General features: G+C 59.8%; 13 protein-coding genes and 3 pseudogenes. 6 read left to right on the top strand and 10 right to left on the bottom strand.

From position 1 onward, the window contains the following. Positions 1 to 109: 109 nt before the first annotated feature. The 6 genes and pseudogenes from BSK43_RS11390 to BSK43_RS11415 all read right to left on the bottom strand — a co-directional run bounded on the left by BSK43_RS11390 (position 110) and on the right by BSK43_RS11415 (position 5,895). Positions 110 to 1,107 (bottom strand): annotated as a pseudogene (locus tag BSK43_RS11390) (ABC transporter ATP-binding protein). Positions 1,108 to 1,118: 11 nt separating this feature from the next. Next, positions 1,119 to 1,961, bottom strand: coding sequence for a carbohydrate ABC transporter permease (locus tag BSK43_RS11395; RefSeq protein WP_077472519.1), 843 nt, complete (start codon positions 1,959 to 1,961; stop codon positions 1,119 to 1,121). Position 1,962: 1 nt separating this feature from the next. Then, positions 1,963 to 2,835, bottom strand: coding sequence for a sugar ABC transporter permease (locus BSK43_RS11400; RefSeq protein WP_077472518.1), 873 nt, complete (start codon positions 2,833 to 2,835; stop codon positions 1,963 to 1,965). A gap of 144 nt (positions 2,836 to 2,979) precedes the next feature. Then, on the bottom strand, positions 2,980 to 4,296 hold the full coding sequence (locus BSK43_RS11405; protein ID WP_077472517.1) for a sugar ABC transporter substrate-binding protein: 1,317 nt from the start codon (positions 4,294 to 4,296) through the stop codon (positions 2,980 to 2,982). Positions 4,297 to 4,443: 147 nt separating this feature from the next. After that, positions 4,444 to 5,397, bottom strand: coding sequence for a sugar-binding transcriptional regulator (locus BSK43_RS11410; RefSeq protein WP_068399779.1), 954 nt, complete (start codon positions 5,395 to 5,397; stop codon positions 4,444 to 4,446). A gap of 42 nt (positions 5,398 to 5,439) precedes the next feature. Then, entirely contained in the window at positions 5,440 to 5,895 is a 456-nt protein-coding gene (locus BSK43_RS11415) for an RbsD/FucU family protein (protein ID WP_068399776.1), read from the bottom strand. A 225-nt stretch (positions 5,896 to 6,120) separates the two neighbouring features. Between BSK43_RS11415 and BSK43_RS11420 the strand changes: the two are divergent. The 6 genes and pseudogenes from BSK43_RS11420 to BSK43_RS11445 all read left to right on the top strand — a co-directional run bounded on the left by BSK43_RS11420 (position 6,121) and on the right by BSK43_RS11445 (position 12,548). After that, positions 6,121 to 6,779 (top strand): annotated as a pseudogene (locus tag BSK43_RS11420) (response regulator transcription factor). Then, positions 6,776 to 8,128 carry an ATP-binding protein gene (locus BSK43_RS11425; RefSeq protein ID WP_077472516.1) on the top strand — a complete coding sequence of 451 codons (1,353 nt, stop codon included), beginning with the start codon at positions 6,776 to 6,778 and terminating at the stop codon, positions 8,126 to 8,128. The pseudogene BSK43_RS11420 and the gene BSK43_RS11425 overlap by 4 nt, the downstream one beginning before the upstream one ends. A gap of 86 nt (positions 8,129 to 8,214) precedes the next feature. Further along, a pseudogene (locus BSK43_RS11430) lies at positions 8,215 to 9,140 on the top strand (ROK family protein). Beyond that, positions 9,130 to 9,852 carry a copper homeostasis protein CutC gene (locus BSK43_RS11435; RefSeq protein WP_077472515.1) on the top strand — a complete coding sequence of 241 codons (723 nt, stop codon included), beginning with the start codon at positions 9,130 to 9,132 and terminating at the stop codon, positions 9,850 to 9,852. The pseudogene BSK43_RS11430 and the gene BSK43_RS11435 overlap by 11 nt, the downstream one beginning before the upstream one ends. Positions 9,853 to 9,979: 127 nt before the next feature. After that, positions 9,980 to 10,879 (top strand): DUF6030 family protein, encoded by a 900-nt coding sequence (locus BSK43_RS11440; protein WP_077472514.1) that lies wholly within the window; start codon positions 9,980 to 9,982, stop codon positions 10,877 to 10,879. A 217-nt stretch (positions 10,880 to 11,096) separates the two neighbouring features. Further along, positions 11,097 to 12,548, top strand: a complete 1,452-nt coding sequence (locus BSK43_RS11445; protein ID WP_077472513.1) for a DHA2 family efflux MFS transporter permease subunit — start codon at positions 11,097 to 11,099, stop codon at positions 12,546 to 12,548. 20 nt (positions 12,549 to 12,568) lie between these two features. Here BSK43_RS11445 and BSK43_RS11450 read toward each other — a convergent pair whose 3' ends face one another. The 4 genes from BSK43_RS11450 to BSK43_RS11465 form a co-directional block, all read right to left on the bottom strand. Continuing rightward, complete coding sequence (locus BSK43_RS11450) at positions 12,569 to 14,119, bottom strand: SpoVR family protein (RefSeq protein WP_077472512.1); 1,551 nt, start codon at positions 14,117 to 14,119, stop codon at positions 12,569 to 12,571. Beyond that, complete coding sequence (locus tag BSK43_RS11455; RefSeq protein WP_077472511.1) at positions 14,119 to 15,390, bottom strand: YeaH/YhbH family protein; 1,272 nt, start codon at positions 15,388 to 15,390, stop codon at positions 14,119 to 14,121. The genes BSK43_RS11450 and BSK43_RS11455 overlap by 1 nt, the downstream gene beginning before the upstream one ends. An 18-nt stretch (positions 15,391 to 15,408) precedes the next feature. Beyond that, positions 15,409 to 17,355, bottom strand: coding sequence for a PrkA family serine protein kinase (locus tag BSK43_RS11460; RefSeq protein WP_077472510.1), 1,947 nt, complete (start codon positions 17,353 to 17,355; stop codon positions 15,409 to 15,411). A gap of 619 nt (positions 17,356 to 17,974) precedes the next feature. Then, on the bottom strand, positions 17,975 to 19,168 hold the full coding sequence (locus BSK43_RS11465; protein ID WP_077472564.1) for an FAD-dependent oxidoreductase: 1,194 nt from the start codon (positions 19,166 to 19,168) through the stop codon (positions 17,975 to 17,977). Between the last annotated feature and the right edge of the window lie 54 nt (positions 19,169 to 19,222).

Below are 19,222 nucleotides of genomic sequence, written 5' to 3' on the forward strand. Positions count from 1 at the left end.
AAAGGCCGTTCCGGCTGGTATGCTGTCCGGCCCGCAGATATCCATCCAAGCGGGCCGGGATCGATGCGTTTGCCATGCGCGGGCGACGCGCACGGCCTCTGCTTGCGGCTCAGATCGACAATCCCTCGGCGTTGAACCGATGGATATGCGCCTTGTCGGGGGTCAGGTAGACGGTGTCGCCCGCCGGGCCGGGAAATCGCCGGAGCCGCGTGCCGTCACCGTGCCGATACCGTCGACGTCGATATGCAGGAAGGTGTCGGAGCCGAGATGCTCGGCGACGATGACCTTACCCTGCCAGTCGCCAGCCGTCGTAGACAGTAGCGTATGTTCCGGCCGCACGCCGATCGTCTCGCCGCCAAGGCTCTGCGCGTAGGCGCCTTTGACGAAATTCATCTTCGGCGAGCCGATGAAGCCGGCGACAAAGAGATTGCGCGGAGAGCGATAGAGCTCCAACGGCGAGCCTACCTGCTCGATATTGCCGCGGTTGAGCACAACGATCTTGTCGGCCATGGTCATGGCTTCGACCTGGTCATGCGTCACATAGACCATCGTCGTCTTCAGCTGCTGGTGCAGCTCGCTGATCTCGAGGCGCATGTTGACGCGGAGCGCCGCATCGAGGTTCGACAAGGGCTCGTCGAACAGGAAGGCCGCGGGCTGGCGCACGATGGCACGGCCGATAGCGACGCGCTGGCGCTGGCCGCCCGAGAGCTGGCGCGGCTTGCGTTCCAGATAGTCGGTGAGATTGAGGACACGCGCGGCGTCCGCAACCTTCTTATCGATCTCCGCCTGCGGCATGTTCGCCATCTTCAGCGGGAAGGCGATGTTCTTGCGCACACTCATATGCGGATAGAGCGCATAGGACTGGAACACCATGGCGAGACCACGGTCGGACGGCTTCAAGTTTGTGCCATCCTTGCCGTCGATCAGGATCTGGCCGCCGGAGACGTCTTCGAGGCCGGCGATCAGACGCAGCAGCGTGGACTTGCCACAGCCCGACGGGCCGACGAACACCACGAACTCACCATTGTTGATTTCGAGGTCGATGGAAGGGATGACCTTGGCTTCGCCAAAGACCTTAGAAACCTTCTTAAGGACAATGCTACCCATGTTTCTCTTCCTTACTTAACCGCGCCGAAGGTGAGGCCGCGAACGAGTTGTTTCTGGCTGAACCAGCCGAGGATCAGGATCGGAGCGATCGCCATGGTCGATGCAGCCGAAAGCTTGGCATAGAACAGGCCCTCCGGGCTCGAATAGGAGGCGATGAAAGTGCTGAGCGGTGCTGCGTCGACCGACGAGAGGTTGAGCGTCCAGAAGGCCTCGTTCCAGGCAAGGATGATGTTGAGCAGCATCGTCGAGGCGAGCCCGGGGATCGCCATCGGCGTGAGCACGTAGATGATCTCCTTGGCAAGTGTCGCACCGTCCATGCGGGCCGCTTCGAGGATCTCGCCGGGGATCTCTTTAAAGTAGGTATAGAGCATCCAGACGATGATCGGCAGATTGATGAGCATCAGCACGACCACCATGCCAAGACGGCTGGCGAACTGATTGTTCAACAAGCCGAAACCCTGAAATAGCAGATAGATCGGAATGAAGGCGCCGACGGGCGGCATCATCTTGGTGGACAACATCCACATCAGCACATCCTTGGTGCGCTTCGTCGGCGAAAAGGCCATGGCCCAGGCGGCCGGCACGGCAACGATCAGACCGAGGATCGTCGAACCGAACGCGATGATGACGGAGTTGGCGAAATGGAGGAAATAGTTCGAGCGTGACTGCACCTCGATATAATTCTCCAGCGTCCAATGGAAGAAGAGGAACTGCGGCGGCGAAGCGATCGCATCGCCTTCCGTCTTGAAGCTCGTCAGAACCGTCCAGAGGATCGGGAAGAAGATGAGCAGGGCGATGATCCAGGCGATCACCGACACGAACACCTTGCGTTGCGTGCTGACTTGGCGTGCCATCTTAAGCCTCCAGATTCTTGCCGACCGCGCGCATCAGGAAGATCGCGACGATATTGGCGAGGATGACAGCGATGATGCCGCCTGCCGATGCGCCGCCGACATCCTGCGACAGGACGATCTGCGAATAGACCAGATAGGTGAGATTGGTCGTCGCCGTGCCGGGACCGCCATTGGTGGTCACGAGGATTTCGGCGAAGGCGGAAAGCAGGAAGATCGTCTCGATCAGGATCACAACGGTGATGGCGCGCGCCAGGTGCGGCAGGATGATGTAAATGAACTTCGAAATCGGTCCGGCACCGTCCATCTCGGCAGCTTCCTTCTGCTCCTCGTCCAGCGACTGCAAGGCAGTGAGCAGAATGAGCGTTGCGAAAGGCAGCCATTGCCAGGCGACGATGATGATGATCGACAGAAGCGGAACCGTCTCCAGCCAGGTCAGCGGATCAAGTCCGAACAACCGGAACAGATGCGCCAGAAGCCCGTTCACCGGGTTCATGAACATGTGCTTCCAGATGAGGGCGGCGACCGTCGGCATCACGAAGAAGGGCGCAAGCACCAGCATGCGCACGATGCCCTGGCCGAAGATCGGCTGATCAAGAAGGAGCGCCAGCAAAATGCCGCCGACGACGGTGATCACCAACGCACCGCCGACGAGCAGCAGCGTCACGATCAACGAGCTCAGGAAGGCCGGATCGCTGATGAAATATTCGTAGTTCAGCCAGCCGATGAAGTCATTGGCGCCGGGAGATAGCAGATTGTAGTTCAGCGTCGAGAAATAGATCGTCATCACGAGCGGGACGATCATCCACGCGAAAAGCAGGAGAACCGAAGGCGCCATCATGATGCGCGCAGCGGAACGGGTGTGCAACGTTGCCATGGCAAGTACCAACCTATCTTTTAAGCGGAAGGGGTGGCCGCGGACCGGCTGAAACAAAAAGGGCCGCCAAGGGCATTCGGGCGCTCGGCGGCCTTGGGGAAAGCAATGCTCGAGAGGGGCACTGCTTTCCGTACCTCAAAGGCCTTATTTCGGGTAACCGGCCTTCGTCATTTCGCGGGTCGTCAGCTGTTGTGCTGCCTTGAGAGCCTGATCGACGGAGATCTGGCCGGCAAGAGCTGCGGAGAACTGCTGGCCGACGGCCGTACCGATACCCTGGAATTCAGGGATGGCGACGAACTGGACGCCGACATAGGGAACCGGCTTCACAGTCGGATGCGTCGGATCGGCCGAGTTGATCGAGTCGAGCGTCATCTTCGCGAAGGAGGCAGCCTTCTGGTAATCCGCACTTGCATAGAGCGAGCTGCGGGTGCCGGGAGGTGCATTCAGCCAACCTTCCTTCTGAGCAACAAGGTTGGTGTATTCCTTGCTGGTTGCCCAGGCGACGAACTTCTCGGCAGCATCGGTCTTCTTCGAAGAGGCCGGGATGGCGAGGTTCCATGCCCAGAGCCAGTTGCCGCGCTTGCCAAGGCCCTTGTCCGGAGCCAGTGCGAAGCCGACCTTGTCAGCCACCTTCGACTGCTTCGGATCGGCTACGAAGGAAGCAGCAACCGTCGCGTCGATCCACATGCCGCACTTGCCGGTCTGGAAGAGCGACAGGTTTTCGTTGAAGCCGTTGGAGGAAGCGCCCGGAGGACCTGCATCCTTCATCAGCTTGACGTAGAAGTCGAGCGTGTCCTTCCATTCCGGCTGGTCGAACTGTGCCTTCCACTTTTCATCGAACCAGCGAGCGCCGAACGAATTCGACATCGCCGTCAGAAACGCCATGTTTTCGCCCCAGCCAGCCTTGCCGCGAAGGCAAATGCCGTAGACTTCATGGTCCTTGTCGGTGATCTTGCGGGCCGCATCGGCGATGAAATCCCAGGTCGGCGCATCCGGCATCTTCAGGCCGGCCTTGTCGAACAGGTCCTTGCGGTACATCACCATCGAGCTTTCGCCATAGAACGGCGCCGCATAGAGCTTGCCGTCCGTGGTCAGACCGCTGCGGATGGCCGGGAGAAGGTCATCAACATCATAGTCCTTGTCGGCGGAAAGCTTGTCGAGCGGGGCGAGCCAGCCGAGCTTGCTCCAGATCGGCACTTCATAGGTGCCGATCGTCAGCACGTCGTATTGGCCGGCCTTGGTGGCGATGTCGGTCGTAACCTTCTGGCGCAATACGTTTTCTTCAAGCGTAACCCACTGCAGGTCGATACCGGGGTTCTTGGCTTTGAAATCGTCCGTAAGCTTCTGCATACGGATCATGTCGCCATTGTTGACTGTCGCAATTGTCAGGGTTTCGGCGGACGCCAAGCCGGCAAACATCAGGGCCGAGCAGGCGCCCAGCAATAAAGTTTTCAATTTCATATCTTCCTCCCAGAAGACCAAAAGATGAGCATTCGCTTTGCTCGTGGGCAATTACTCACCGCTTGCGACAAAATGTCAATGCGGATTCGTTGCTGCATTGCCGAGCAAGCAACCTATCATCTTGTTTTTACGGATTATATTTTTTGCTCAGCCTTTGAGCAAAAATTCGGCAACCGCCTCATCGGTGATCAAACCGTTGATTTGGCGGCCGGCAACGGCCGCTTTGATCGCCTCGAACTTGCGTTTTCCCTTGGCGATTCCAATGACGGAAGACGTATCGCGCGACGGCAGCGGAGCGCTTGCGACGCGATCATTGACATCATCGGGCATGAGCTTGCCCTTGCCGTCGAAGACCCAGCCGCAGATCTCGCCCGCAGCGCCGCGCTCCATCAAGGCCAGCATCTCGTCTTTCTCGAGAAAGCCGTCGAGACACAGAGGTGCTTCTATGCCCATTTCGCCGATGCCGACGAAAGTCACGTCGGCCTGCGCACTGATATCGAGCGTCGAGCGGACAAGCGCTTGCGCGTGCAGCAGTTCGCGTTCTTCGGCCGATGACACGAGCACCGGCAGCGGCATCGGGAAGTGCCGCGCCTTGACGACGTCGGCCATGCTGAAGATGACGTTGTAATAGGCGGCCGAGCCGTCCGGGCCGATATTACCCGTCAGCGATACCACGCGGTGCTGCAGACATTCGATGGCCGGCAACTGATCGACAGCCGCTTTCAGCGTGCGACCGGTGCCGATGGCTAGCACGATCGGATCGCTATGCCGCAGCCAGCGCTCGATCTCGGCGGCCCCCGCCTGGGCGATACCCACGGTCGACGACGCACCGTCTGTATCGCTCGGCACGACATCGACATGCCGCAGATCGTATTTTTCGCGTAGCGCTGCAGCATATTCCAGACAGGCTGCAATCGGATGATCCAGCCGCACCTTGATCAGCCGTTCGGCTACGGCCAGCGACACCAGTCTTTGGGCCGACTGGCGGGAGATCCCCATGGCGACTGCAATCTCGTCCTGCGTCCGCCCGGCGACATAATAAAGCCATCCGGCTCGCGCCGCGTCGTCAAGCCGCCCTTGGGAATCCAGCTTCTTCGCCATCGCATTCCTTTATCGAAACAGCGCTGTTCCCAGCCTATCGGATCACTCAGTTTCCGGCGGGATGACACCCTTGGTCAAGGTGAAACAACCGTAGAAGCGCCGCTCACCGGTCTGAACGATGCAAAAGGCATCCTTTGCCCGCTCATAAAAGGCGAAACGCTCGACAGGCGACAGCGGCCAATGCTTGCCTTCGGCCTTATCGATGACCGCCTGCACTTCGGCCTGGACCTGCGGCACCTCGTCCGGTGCTCCCACAACTTCCATGCGCGTCGCCGCATCGTCGATGAATGTGTCGAGGGGCATCAGTGACAATATCGCCGCAACGGCATCGGCAGCCGGCACGTTGTCGATGCGGAGCAATTCACCCAAAACCGTCTGGCTCGCGATGGCTTCCGCCGGGAAGTTCGTATCGACGACGACGAGCATGTCGCCATGTCCCATCGACTTTAGCGCATAGAGCACGTCCGCATTCAACAGCGGCGAAATTCCCTTCAGCATGGCCGAGCATCCTTCAATGATCAGTGGCGGCACCCTGCGGCCGCTTCGCATTCCGGGCAAAGAAGTAACCACGGCGTTCCTCTCTGTCCATAGGCGCCGGGAACGTTTTCGGCAAAGAGGCCGGACCGTTAAAATGCATATGCCCACAAGGCTTATTTCGGCCCTTATTGACCCGATAGGTTCGCCGGCATTAACTGAAGCATGGTCAATGGTTGAGGGGCACAGGTGCGGATTCTTCTGGTGGAAGACGATGATACGATCGGCAGCGCCGTTCGCGACCATATCGCGGCCGGTCCCCATGCCGTCGACTGGGTGAAAAATCTGGCCGACGCCGACGAAGTCACCAGCGCCGTGAATTACGGCCTGATCCTCCTGGATCTACAGCTTCCCGACGGCAGCGGCATCGACTTTCTCAAGCGGTTGCGCCGCAAACCGGACGAAACCCCGGTCATCATCCTCACCGCGCGCGACCAGATTTCCGATCGCATCGAGGGCCTGAACAGCGGTGCCGACGACTACCTCGTCAAGCCCTTCAATCTTGGTGAGCTCACGCGCGCATCTTGGCGGTTGCCCGCCGTTACTCCGGCAGCCCGCAACCGACCGCCCGCTTCGGCGATCTCGAAATCGACCAGCCGCAACGGCGCGTCAAGCTGGAAGGCAAGGATGTCGTTCTGACGGGGCGCGAATGGGCCGTGCTCGATCTGCTCGTGGCGCGGCCGGGCGCCATCGTCTCGAAGGACAAGATAGAAGAAGCGCTCTATGCCTTCGGCTCCGAGATCGAGAGCAATACGGTCGAAGTCTATGTCAGCCGGCTGCGCAAGAAGATCGGCAAGGACCGAATCCGCACCGCCCGCGGCGTCGGCTATTCACTGGGTGACCGATGAGCGAACGCAAGGAGCCAAGCCGCGCCAGCATCACCCGCCGGCTGATCGCCGCTCTAACAGGCACAGTCGTAGTCTTCTGGCTGATTGCCGTCGGCATCGGCGTCTATGTCGTCAACAAGGAACTCTCCGAGACCTTCGACGGCGCGCTGCAGGAAACCGCCGAGCGATTGCTGCCACTGGTGCTCGATGACCTCGCCAACCGCGACAATTCCGGTGATCCGCAAAGCCTGGAAGAGCTCAACAAGGGACTCAACCGCGAATATCTGACCTACCAGGTGCTCGACGCCAACGGCAAGGTGATCTTGCATTCGCACGATGCTCCCGCGACCACCTATGATGTGCCGCTGAAGATCGGCTTCCACAACACGCCGCGCTACCGGATCTATACGGAATCATCGGCTGACGGCACGATCTTCCTGCATGTTGCCGATGCCTTCAAGAACCGCCGCGAAGCCTCGCGCGAAAGCGGGGTCGCGCTGCTCTGGCCGCTCCTTGCCCTCATACCCGCGAGCATCATCGCCATCGGCATCGTTGTCGGTCGTTCGCTGCGGCCGATCGACCGCTTGCGGGCGGAGATCGCCACCAAGGACAGCGGCAACATGATGCCGCTGGAAAGCGAAACCTTGCCGCGCGAGCTGCAGCCGATCGCCCGTTCGGTCAATCTCCTGCTCGATCGCCTGCGTCTGGCCCTTGAAGCCGAACGCGAATTCACCGCCAACAGCGCTCATGAGCTGCGCACGCCGATTGCCGGTGCGCTGGCGCAGACCCAGCGGCTGATCGCGGAACTACCGCCGGGTCAACTCACCGAACGCGCCGGCCGCATCGAGACATCGCTCTCCAATCTCGGCCGCCTTGCGGAAAAACTGCTGCAGCTTTCTCGCGCCCAGGCCGGTATTGGCACCGGCGACAAGCCGATCGATCTGATCGCGGTTATCGAAACAGTGATCGGCGATTACGACCGCGACACCGGCACTGCCGGCCGCGTGCTGCTGGAAAACGATGCGAAGGAAAAGCTGATCCGCAACGTCGATATCGATGCCTTCGCCATCGTCATGCGCAATCTGATCGAAAACGCGCTCATCCATGGCCCGGTAGACGATGAAGTGACCGTAAGTGTCGAAGCCGGCACCGTCCGCATCATCAATGGTGGTACCGTGCTTTCGTATGAGGAGCTGGCCGGTCTGAAGAAGCGTTTCTGGCGCGGCAAGACCAAGGCGGCCGGTTCCGGCCTTGGGCTTTCCATTGTCGAGCGGATCGTCGACCAGATCGGCGGGCGCATCGATCTCATGTCTCCCGCCACCGGCAGAACCGATGGTTTCGAAGCCAGGATCACGCTGCCGACCGGCTGATAGGCTCCCGATCAACGCGGATAGATCTTGCAAAGACCCGCAAAGGGTGCGAGCAAGTGCCGCATGTTCCCTGCAGGTCTGTATTCATGATCGTTTCCTTCGACATCGGCGGCAGCGCCATCAAAGGCGGCATCGCCCGCTCCGTGACCGATATTCTGCCGCTGGCGCGGCGCCCGACGCCCAAGCACAATTTCACAGAATTCGTTGAAGCCCTGCGCGCTGTTATCGCCGAAGCGGACGAAAGGCCGGATTGCCTATCGTTTTCCATTGCCGGGGTGGTCGATCCCGATACGCAGGCGCTGACTTGCGCCAACATTCCCTGCATTCATGGCCGGCATCTTGCCGCAGAGCTTGAAGCTGAACTTGGCTATCCCGTGCTGGTTGCCAATGATGCCGATTGCTTCGCCATGGCGGAAGCCATGTCCGCGCCGGTCGTGGCCATCGTATCGTCTTCGGTGCAATTCTCGGTACCGGCGTTGGCGGCGGCCTCGTGGCTGACGGTCGTCTTGTCAATGCGGCCGGTGGCTTTACCGGCGAATGGGGTCATGGACCCATCATTGCTTCTCACGCCGGCAATCCGCCGGTCGCTATCCCCTCCTATCTCTGCGGCTGCGGCCAAAAAGGCTGCGTCGACACCGTCGGCGGCGCCCGCGGCATCGAGCGCCTGCACAAGACGCTGCACGGACTGGAACTGACCAGCGAAGAGATCATCGATCACTGGCTGAAGGACGATGAGCAAGCCCAGCGCACGATCGACGTGATGATAGATCTCGTCGCCTCCCCGCTGGCCCTCACGATCAACATAACCGGCGCAACGATCGTGCCCGTTGGCGGCGGTCTTTCCAATGTCGAACCGCTCCTGGCGCGGCTCGACGAGGTCGTGCGCACGCGCACCCTGCGCAAATTCGGCCGGCCGCTCGTGGTGCCGAGCGAGTGCAAGCTCGAACCTGGCCTCATCGGCGCCGCCTTGCTGGGGCTGCAATATTCCGGAGAGCGTAACCATGCTGCTTGAGGTCTGTGTCGAAGATATAGCCGGCCTCAAGGCAGCCGTTGCCGGCGGTGCAGATCGCATCGAGCTTTGCAGCGCGCTCCTTCTCGGCGGCTTGACACCGAGCACGGGCCTGATGGCGGCTGCAGCCAACATGCCCGTTCCCGCCTATGCCATCATCCGTCCACGCGCCGGCAGCTTCGTCTATTCGGCCGATGAGCTCGAGATCATGAAGCGGGATATCGATGTGGCCCGGGACGCCGGCTTGCTGGGTGTCGTGCTTGGTGCATCGTTGCCCGACGGACGGCTCGATTTCGAGACGCTGGCTGCCCTGGTCACCCACGCAGGCACCCTCGGCAAGACGCTGCATCGCGCAGTCGACCTTGTCCCGGATATCACAGAAGCCGTGGAAATAGCCGTATCCCTCGGCTTTGAGCGTATCTTGACCTCAGGTGGCGCAAAGACGGCAGCGGAAGGCATCGCGACGATCGAGCAGGCAATTGCCGTTGCCGCCGGCCGCATCTCCATCATGCCCGGCTCCGGCGTCACACTGGCGACGATCGATCAGCTATGGCCGCGCTTGCCGATCAGCGAAATTCACTCCTCTTGCGCCGTCACGCTAACAGAGACCGACGAACGCTTGATCGCCCTCGGATTCTCGTCGCCATCGGCACGCCGCACGGACACGGCCACCGTCCAGGCGCTGAAGTCCCACTTCTCTGCGGCAACATCATGAATTGACAAAGAAACATTAGAATGATCAATCGTTCATAAACGCATATGCTGTAGCCAAGGATGGGCTGCACAACATACAGTCATTGCAGCAAGACGGGTTTCCTCGGGAGTAGCTGTAGATCTCGATCATGTCGGTGGCGCCACCTCGCAAGAAAAGCTGGGCTGTCTTCTGGATTGCGGCTGTCGTCATCGGCTCGATCATCCTTGTGACAGCGCTGCTTGCCAATGACATGCGGAACCTGAGAGCGCTGGACAACCGCTATCATCTCAATCTGTTTCCAAAGCCAGTCCAACAGGCCGCCCCGCCGCCGGCAAAAGCTGTCGAGGCCAAGAGCCCTCCGCCTGCTAGGACCACTCCCGCCAATAACGCTGGAAATGCTGCGCCCGCGATAGCCGGAACGCCAGCACATGCCGCGGCGACACCGCCCAAGGCGGCGGCCATCAAACCACGGCCGGTTAAGACTTCCCACCTTTTCGATACTCCCGTCGACGCGCTGCTGAGCGCCTTCGTGCGGAGCTGGAGGGTTTCAGGCCCAACCCTATGCAGCGACCTGGTGACATTTGGCCTGCCTGTCGGCGAATGGCGGCAAAGCGAATTGGGCGGCGGCACATCGGAATGCAGCTATGCGGTTCAAAAGGGCGCCTATGGCGATGCGAATGCGGCGTCCTTCTTCATCATTGCGCGCGGCAAGCCAACCGGCGAACTCGACACGATCCGCATCAAGGTGATCATGCCCGACAATGCCGACGGCAAGGCGATCGCCAGCACGTTCGTCGATACCGTCGTGCTGCTGCTGAGCAAAACGCACTGGCTCGACTTCCAAAGCGCGCTGGATGCCATTGGCTCGCTGCAGGACGTAACGCTGCAAGCCTTCGGCGCCAAGCTCAGTTTCTTCAAGGAATTCCAGAGCAACAATAATTTCAACCTGCAGCTGGAATTGCGAAGAACTGCACCGGAACAGCTCCGAACAGCCATCGTCTTCGACAAGGCACGCTGGACGCTGCCCTCTCCCTCCCTGACCAACTAGGCCTCTTTCCAAGCTTGCCTGCGCCGGTTTTTGTGACCCGGTTTTTGTTGCACTGCGCCATGGATGGTGATCATATGAGCAGCGATTCCGAGGGTCGGCGGATCACCGGCCGGTAGCAACAAGTCCCCCGAAAGCACAAGGCGGTTTCCGCAGGGATTCATGCGCATCGCAAAGGTGCCGGATCGCCTGGTTCGGCGGTGGAAAGCAATTACAGTCCATGGATTCCACAGATCCCCATCCGCAGGGCCAGACTTTCGCGGTCGAACGTAACCCTCGCCTGCGCTACATCATCCCCGCCGTCGTTGCCGTCGCCTTCCTGATGGAACAGCTCGATTCGACCATTCTCATCACCGCCGTTCCGGATATTGCCAAGAGCCTCGGGACCACCCCGGTGCGCATGAACCTGGCGGTCACAGCCTATATCCTGACGCTTGCCATGTTCATCCCGGTGAGCGGCTGGTTCGCGGATCGCTTTGGCGCCCGCCGCATCTTCGCGCTTTCCCTTTTCATCTTCACGCTCGGCTCCATCCTCTGCGGCCTGGCGACCAGCCTGCCCATGCTGATCGCCATGCGCGCGCTTCAGGGGTTCGGCGGCGCGATGATGACGCCGGTCGGGCGGCTCATTCTCATCCGCAGCTTTCCGCGCAGCCAGCTGGTAACCGCGATGACCTATATGACCCTGCCTGCCGTCATCGGCCCTGTCATCGGGCCGGTGCTCGGCGGCTTCCTCACCACCTATCTCTCCTGGCGCTGGATCTTCTGGGTCAACCTGCCCTTCGGCGTGATCGGCATGATCATGGCGCTGCGCTATGTCGAGGATACCGACCGCGATACCTCCATCAGGTTCGACTTTCCCGGCTTCGTCATGGTCGGCCTCGGCTGCGTGCTGCTGCAATACGGGATCGAGAATATCGGCCGGCCCACCATTCCCCTTTGGGCGATCTTCCTCTCTCTCGCCGCCGCCGGCCTGCTGCTCGTCGGCTTCATCCGTTATGCGAGGACGGCCGAATCCCCGGCCGTCGACCTCACGCTGTTCAAGCTGCGCACATTCCGCGTCGGCACGCTTGCGGGTGGTATCTGCCGCGTCGGGCTGAACGGTGTACCCTTCCTGCTGCCGCTCATGCTGCAGGTCGGCTTCGGCCTGAGCCCGATCGTGTCAGGCACGCTGACTTTCGTCAGTGCGCTGAGCAGCCTTATCGTGCGGCCAGTGTCGACGAGATTGCTGAAACTTTACGGCTTCGACCGCATACTGACCTGGAGCGCTGTTTTCGGCGCCGCCGTCGTCGCCGGTTTCGCCCTGATCACACCCGACACGCCGCACTGGTTCATCATTGTCTACGTCTTCATCTTCGGGCTGGCGCGGGCATCACAATTCATGACGTCCAACACCCTTTCATATTCCGATACACCGGCAGCCCAGCTCAGCCGCGCGACCAGCCTCGGCGGCGTGCTGCAACAGCTAAGCGTCAGCTTCGGCGTCTCTGTCGCCGCCATGCTGCTCGGTGTCGTCACGCTGGATGGCTCGCCGCTGACGCCGGAGAAATTCCACATTGCATTTTTGTTGATGGCGGTAATCCCGCTGCTCGGCATACCCGGCTTCCTGAAGCTGCAGCCGGAAGACGGCGCTCAAGTGAGCGGTCATCAGCGCCAGCCCAAAAGCCCGTCATAGGTTGCGCTTATACCCGCCTCTTATGCTGCGACCGCTGACGCTCGCGGATGCACGAGGTGATCGCGAAGCACGGTACCGGAGCCGTCGACTTCCTGCATCAGCACGTCGTAGCTCCAGAGATCGGCAAGATGCTGCAGCACCCGCTTGGCATCCATATCGTCGAGCAACGCGCCATTTAGCACCGTGTGCCTGACGATCAGCTTTCTATCGCCGGCAAGATCGACATCAACGATCTCGATATGCGGGTCGATCCAGCCAACGTCATATTGCCGGGCAAGCTCCCGCCGAATGCGCCGATAGCCGCGCTCGTCGTGGATCGCCGCCACCCGCAAGCCCTCTTCCTCTTCGGGGTCGTCGGTCAGATGGAACATCCGCATCTTGCGCATCAGATGCGGGCTGAGGAATTGCGATATGAAGCTCTCGTCGCGATAATTGGCCCAGAGATCGCGCAGCACCGCCATGGCATCCCCGGTCCCAGCGATCTCTGGGAACCACTGACGGTCCTCCTCCTTCGGCTTCGTCACGATACGCTCGAGGTCCTGCATCATGGCAAAGCCGATCGCATAGGGATTGAGGCCGGAATAACGCTGGTCGTTGAAAGTCGGCTGGAAGACCACATTGGTGTGTGATTTCAGGAACTCCAGGAAATCGCCGTCGCCGATACCGCCCAGCTCATGCAGCCGCGTCATGATGCGATAGTGCACATAGGTCGCCGTGCCCTCGTTCATCACCTTCGTCTGGCTCTGCGGGTAGAAATACTGGGCGACGTGCCGGACGATGCGAATGATCTCCCGCTGCCAGGGCCTTAGCCGCGGCGCCATCTTTTCCAGGAAATAGAGGAGGTTTTCTTGCGGCAGGCCGGCGAGCGCACGTCTGCGCTCTAGATCGAGATCCGGCATCTTCTTGCCTGCACCGACGGGGATCGTGCGCCATAGATCGTTGAAGATCCGCTCGTCATATTCGCGCCGCTCGCGCTCGCGCTTTTCTTCCTCACGCAGATCCGGCGTCTTCTTGCCGGCGTAACGATGGACGCCATGCGACATCAGCGCGTGTGCCGCGTCCAGCGTCCGCTCGACGGCTGCATGGCCATAGCGCTCCTCACAGCGGGCAACATAGCTCTTGGCGAAATTGAGGTAGTCGAGAATGCCCTCTGCATCCGTCCAGAGCTTGAACAGATAGTTGTTCTTGAAGAAATGGTTGTGGCCGAAGGCCGCATGCGCAATGACGAGCGCCTGCATCGTCGCCGTATTCTCTTCCATCAGGTAGGAGATGCAGGGCGAGCTGTTGATGACGATCTCATAGGCAAGACCGCGAAGACCCTTGCGATAGAAGGCCTCGTGATGGGCGAAATGCTTGCCGAAGGACCAGTGCTTGTAAAACAGCGGCATGCCGATCGAGGAGTAGACGTCGAGCATCTGCTCGGCCGTAATGATCTCGATCTGGTTCGGGTAAACGTCGAGGCCAAGCTCGTCGACGGCGATGCGTTCGCAGGCATCGTGGATGCGCTGGATGGTAGCGAAATCCCAGTCCGCACCTTCAAAAAGCCGTTCCATCGATGCCTTCTTCGCCATCAGCCGCTCCTTGTTTCCGCCGTCCGCCGCTGGAATAGGTCGTGGAAGACCGGATAGATCTGGCTGCGATCGCTGACGCGCCGCATCGACAGCACCGGCCAACCCGCCTGTATGCGCTCGTAGAGCGACCAGAGCGCCGAACCGGAAGAGATCGCCGCGCTGCGCGCTTCGCCTACTTCCAGATAGGCGAAATACTGGCATGCAGGCAGGATCTCGCTGGTCATCAGGGCCGCAGCCGTCGCATTGTCGGAATAAGCATTGTCGCCGTCCGATGCCTGTGCGGCATAGATATTCCAGTCTGACGGCGGGAAACGGTCATGCACGATCCGCCGCATGGCTTCGAGCGCGCTGGATACCTGCGTGCCGCCAGTTGCCGGACTGCGGAAGAATGTCTCCTCATCCACCTCTTCGGCGACATCGGTATGCCGGATGAAGACGATCTCGACACGGCGATATTGCCGGGTGAGAAAGATATAAAGCAGCATGTAGAAGCGCTTGGCGAGATCCTTCATGTGCTCCGACATCGAACCGGACACGTCCATCAGGCAGAACATCACGGCCTGCGCCACCGGCTTCGGTTCATTGTCGAAACGGCGATAGCGGATGTCGATGGGATCGATGTATGGAATGCGCCGGACTTTGGATTCCAGCATCTTGATCTCTGCCTCAAGCTCGGCCCGGCGCGTCTCGTCCTTGCACTCCTCTGCCTCGGCGGCAAGCTTGGCCACGGTCTCCGGTTTCGGGCGGTGCAGGGCAACGCGGCGCATCATCGCCAGGCGCATGGTGCGGTTGATGGCGAGATTGGCGGGCGATCCGGTCACCGAATAGCCGGCACGGACCGGATTCATCTGATCCGTCGATACCAGCCGCCGCTTGGCCAGATCAGGCAGTTCGAGATCGTCAAGGAAGAGATCGAGGAACTCCTCTCGCGTCAGGATGAAGCGGAAGGCGTCCTCGCCCGTGCCATCGCCGCCGGCACGCGGCTTGCCGCCACCGCTTTCCGGCCGTGGCAGGATATCACCCTCAAGGAAGTCTTTGTTGCCGGGAAGTATATGCTCTTTCAGCCCCTCGGGGCCGCGATGGAACCGAGGCTCCTCGGTTCCATCCAGTGGAATGCTGATTTCGCCACCTTTCAGAATGTCCTGAATGTCGCGATTTTGAGAGGATTCAAACACCGCTCTCTGCACCAGCGCCTTTGCTCTTCGCAAAAACCGTTGACGATTTTCCAGACTTTTGCCGCCTGGGTTCAGGCGTCGGTCAACAATGTGCATTCCTTCTTCCTTGGTGGCTCATCCCGCCTGTTTCACTCGCATGTACCATTCCACAAGCCGTCGAACCTGCCGCTCAGTATAGCCCCGGGCCATCATGCGATCGACGAATTCGGCATGTTTCTTTTCGCTCTCGCCATCCTTCTTGGAACCGAACGAGATGACTGGCAGAAGATCCTCGACCTGGGAGAACATCCGCTTTTCGATGACTTCGCGGATTTTCTCGTAGCTCGTCCAGGAGGGGTTCTTGCCGCCGTGGCTCGCCCGCGCTCTCAGGCAGAACTTGACGATCTCGTTGCGGAAATCCTTGGGATTGGCGATGCCGGCCGGCTTCTCGATCTTGGTGAGCTCCTGGTTGAGAAGCTCGCGGTCCAGAAGCTGGCCCGTATCCGGATCCTTGAAGTCGACGTCTTCGATCCAGGCGTCGGCATAGTCGACGTAGCGATCGAACAGGTTCTGTCCGTAATCCGAATAGGATTCCAGATAGGCCTTCTGGATCTCATGCCCGATGAATTCCGCATAGCGCGGCCCGAGCTCGCTCTTGATGAACTCGATATAGAGCTTCTCGGTTTCGAGCGGCAGTTGCTCCCTGCGGATCGACTGCTCCAGCATGTACATCAGATGCACCGGATCGGCACCGATCTCGGTCGTATCGTAGTTGAAGGTCGCCGCCAGAACCTTGAAGGCAAAGCGGGTGGATGCTCCATCCATGCCTTCATCGACGCCGGCCGTGTCGCGATATTCCTGCACGCTGCGCGCTCTCGGATCGGTCTCCTTAAGGCTCTCGCCGTCATAGACCCGAAGCTTGGAGAAGGCGGTGGAATTCTCGTGCTTGGAAAGTCGTGTCAGAACCGTGAAGCGGGCGAGCGTCTCCAGCGTCGACGGCGCGCAGGGCGCGTCGCTGAGTTCGGATTCCTCGATCAGCTTCTCGTAGATCTTCTGCTCTTCGGTGACCCGCAGGCAATAAGGCACCTTGACGACGCAGATGCGGTCGATGAAGGCCTCATTGTTCTTGTTGGACTTGAAGGTCTGCCATTCGGACTCGTTGGAATGAGCAAGAATGATGCCGGAGAAGGGAATGGCGCCGATATTTTCGGTGCCGATATAATTGCCCTCCTGGGTTGCGGTCAGCAACGGGTGCAGCATCTTGATCGGCGCCTTGAACATCTCGACGAATTCGAGAATGCCCTGATTGGCGCGGTTCAACCCGCCCGAATAGCTGTAGGCATCGGGATCGTTCTGCGCCAGGCTTTCGAGCTTGCGGATATCCACCTTGCCGACCAGCGAGGAGATATCCTGGTTGTTCTCGTCTCCGGGCTCCGTCTTGGCGACGGCGATTTGCCGCAGTCTCGACGGCTGCAATCGAACGACGCGGAAGCGGGAGATATCGCCCTCGAACTCTTCGAGCCGCTTCAGGCACCACGGGCTCATCAGCCCGGTCAGGCGGCGGCGGGGAATGCCGTAGCGCTCCTCGATCATCGGCCCCATGGTGACGGGGTCGAACAGGCTGAGCGGACTTTCGAAGACCGGGCTCAGCTCGTTGCCGGCCTTGAGCACATAGATCGGATGGACTTCCATCAGCGATTTCAACCGCTCGGCGAGCGAAGACTTGCCGCCACCGACAGGCCCGAGCAGATAGAGGATCTGCTTTCGCTCCTCCAGCCCCTGCGCCGCATGGCGGAAGAAGGCGACGATCCGTTCGATCGTCTCTTCCATGCCGAAAAAGCCTGAAAACGCCGGATAAGTCCGGATCGTCCGGTTCATGAAGATACGCCCAAGTCTTGTGTCCTTGGCCGTATCGATCAGCAATGGTTCTCCCATGGCTGCCAGAAGCCGCTCGGCTGCATTTGAGTACATGAGCGGGTCTTCCCGGCACCCTTCCAGGTATTCGGAGAATGACATCTCGACTTCGCGCCGCGCTTCGAAAGAGCGTGCGAAGGTGTTGAATAGAACATCGTTGTTTAACATGGCGCCCCGTTAGCTTGCTATTGCAATAAACGTTGGACTTAACGAGATCACTTATCCCGCTAGTATCTAAAGTGCGGTATCAGTCGCTTCGAATCAATAGTGATCTGTCAATAATTCGTACGCCTGATTGTAAATACCATCAACATCTTGAACTGCTCATGCACTGAATTAATGTATGGCCGTCTTCAAGTTGTCGTGATTGGCATACACCCATCACAGGATGCACACTCTTGCCAAAGGAGTTCCACCTGGCCTTCCATGTGGAAACCCGCTTCGACGATGGATTGATCTAACCCAGCATTGAGACCCATTGTCTGCATGATTTGGGAGAAAAGATGGTCGTTCTCTGCGGAATTGAGGTAGCGGCGTGGCATACCCTACACGTCGCGAAGGTACTTCATCATCTTGCTGACAGCTTACCATCGTTCCAAAGAGTGCCCTTCATCAGATCGAGAGCTAGCGTAGCATCCAATGCGGGTCGACTTTCCTAGGCGGAAATCTCTAAACGTGTACAGACAGATTAATTCCCTCATAAATTTAATATATGGGCTTGGACATCATGCATCGTGAACCATGATTGGATCGCCCTCTGGCAGAAGCCAACACTCTCACAGACTTTTCATCTGGCCAGTATCTCGCTGACGAGCTGAGCGGTACGGGGCGCCAAGGTCAATCCAATGTGCCCATGTCCGAAGGCAAGAATGACATCCTTCCCGCCTCTTGAGGGCCTGATGATCGGCACGGAATCGGGCATTGAAGGCCGAAACCCCAACCAGGAACGGCTCGGCTCGCCAAGTTCGGGGAAATAACGGCGCGCATTCCTCACGAGAGCCTGTGTAAGCCGCAGGTCTTTCGGAGCAGTCAATCCGCCAAGTTCCACCAGGCCGGCAACCCTTAGCCGCCCTCGCATCGGGCAGAAGTAAAAGCCATGCGCCGTCGGACAAACCGGCCGCTCGATAGGCAAATCGGGCATGTCATATTCGACATGATAGCCCCGCTCGGTATCGAGCCGCACCGGATCGCCAAGGGAAGCCGCCAGCTTGCGCGAATGAGCGCCGGCGGCAATGACGACCGTGCGGGCACGCAGCTCGCAATCTGCCGCAACGATCCGCAAGCCGCTCCGCTCCCGCACGATACTGTCAACGGACGCCTGCACAAATTCCACGCCCGCCCGCCTGACCGCAACAGTGAGGAGACGCATCACCTCGCCGGGATCGCTGAGGTTGATGGCTTTGGGAAAGAACAGGCCACCCTCAAATCGGGTGAGGCGCGGCTCGAGCCGGGCCACGTCATCAGCCGAAAGAAGCTCCTGTGAAACACCATAATTGCGGCGCAACGCTATGTCGGCGCCGGCTGCCCGGAACGCCTTTCGCGTTTCGTAAAGGTAGAGACAACCTTTCGCCGACAGGAACTGCGAGGCACCAATCTCGGCGGCAAATTCAGTCCAGGCCGGCGAAGCGTCCGAAACAAGTTCGGCAATTCGGCCGGCATTCTCGCGATAGCGATGCGGCAGGGATTCGTAGGCAAAGCGGGCGAGCCAGGGAAGCAGGGTCGGTAATGCCGACCTGCGGACTGCAAGAGGACTATCCGGGCTGAGGACGAGCGACAGAAAATTCCGGAGCACCGCCGGGGTTCCCACCGGTATGATCGCATAGTCGGCCACGGTCCCCGCATTCCCGTAGGAGGCACCCGATCCCGGTTCGTTCGGTTCGACGACGACAACCTCTCGCCCATCGGCGCGAAGCCGAAGGGCGATCGCCAGCCCAATGACCCCGCCGCCCACAACGACGATATCTGTCGAAATCCTGTTCATCTCATCCATATTTTCTGCGGGGGGAAGCTGTTGGCGTGCGGCCGGATTTTAAGA

It is taken from the genome of Rhizobium sp. P44RR-XXIV (assembly GCF_001999485.2).
Taxonomy (GTDB): domain Bacteria; phylum Pseudomonadota; class Alphaproteobacteria; order Rhizobiales; family Rhizobiaceae; genus Rhizobium.

Excerpts from the sequence above, each read along its gene's own strand:
- BSK43_RS11395 (WP_077472519.1), bottom strand. The coding sequence starts at position 1,961 with ATGGCACGCCAAGTCAGCACGCAACGCAAGGTGTTCGTGTCGGTGATC.
- BSK43_RS11410 (WP_068399779.1), bottom strand. The coding sequence starts at position 5,397 with ATGGCGAAGAAGCTGGATTCCCAAGGGCGGCTTGACGACGCGGCGCGA.
- BSK43_RS11400 (WP_077472518.1), bottom strand. The coding sequence starts at position 2,835 with ATGGCAACGTTGCACACCCGTTCCGCTGCGCGCATCATGATGGCGCCT.
- BSK43_RS11460 (WP_077472510.1), bottom strand. The coding sequence starts at position 17,355 with ATGTTAAACAACGATGTTCTATTCAACACCTTCGCACGCTCTTTCGAA.
- BSK43_RS11415 (WP_068399776.1), bottom strand. The coding sequence starts at position 5,895 with ATGCTGAAGGGAATTTCGCCGCTGTTGAATGCGGACGTGCTCTATGCG.
- BSK43_RS11405 (WP_077472517.1), bottom strand. The coding sequence starts at position 4,296 with ATGAAATTGAAAACTTTATTGCTGGGCGCCTGCTCGGCCCTGATGTTT.
- BSK43_RS11435 (WP_077472515.1), top strand. The coding sequence starts at position 9,130 with ATGCTGCTTGAGGTCTGTGTCGAAGATATAGCCGGCCTCAAGGCAGCC.
- BSK43_RS11425 (WP_077472516.1), top strand. The coding sequence starts at position 6,776 with ATGAGCGAACGCAAGGAGCCAAGCCGCGCCAGCATCACCCGCCGGCTG.
- BSK43_RS11445 (WP_077472513.1), top strand. The coding sequence starts at position 11,097 with ATGGATTCCACAGATCCCCATCCGCAGGGCCAGACTTTCGCGGTCGAA.
- BSK43_RS11465 (WP_077472564.1), bottom strand. The coding sequence starts at position 19,168 with ATGAACAGGATTTCGACAGATATCGTCGTTGTGGGCGGCGGGGTCATT.
- BSK43_RS11455 (WP_077472511.1), bottom strand. The coding sequence starts at position 15,390 with ATGCACATTGTTGACCGACGCCTGAACCCAGGCGGCAAAAGTCTGGAA.
- BSK43_RS11440 (WP_077472514.1), top strand. The coding sequence starts at position 9,980 with ATGTCGGTGGCGCCACCTCGCAAGAAAAGCTGGGCTGTCTTCTGGATT.
- BSK43_RS11450 (WP_077472512.1), bottom strand. The coding sequence starts at position 14,119 with ATGGCGAAGAAGGCATCGATGGAACGGCTTTTTGAAGGTGCGGACTGG.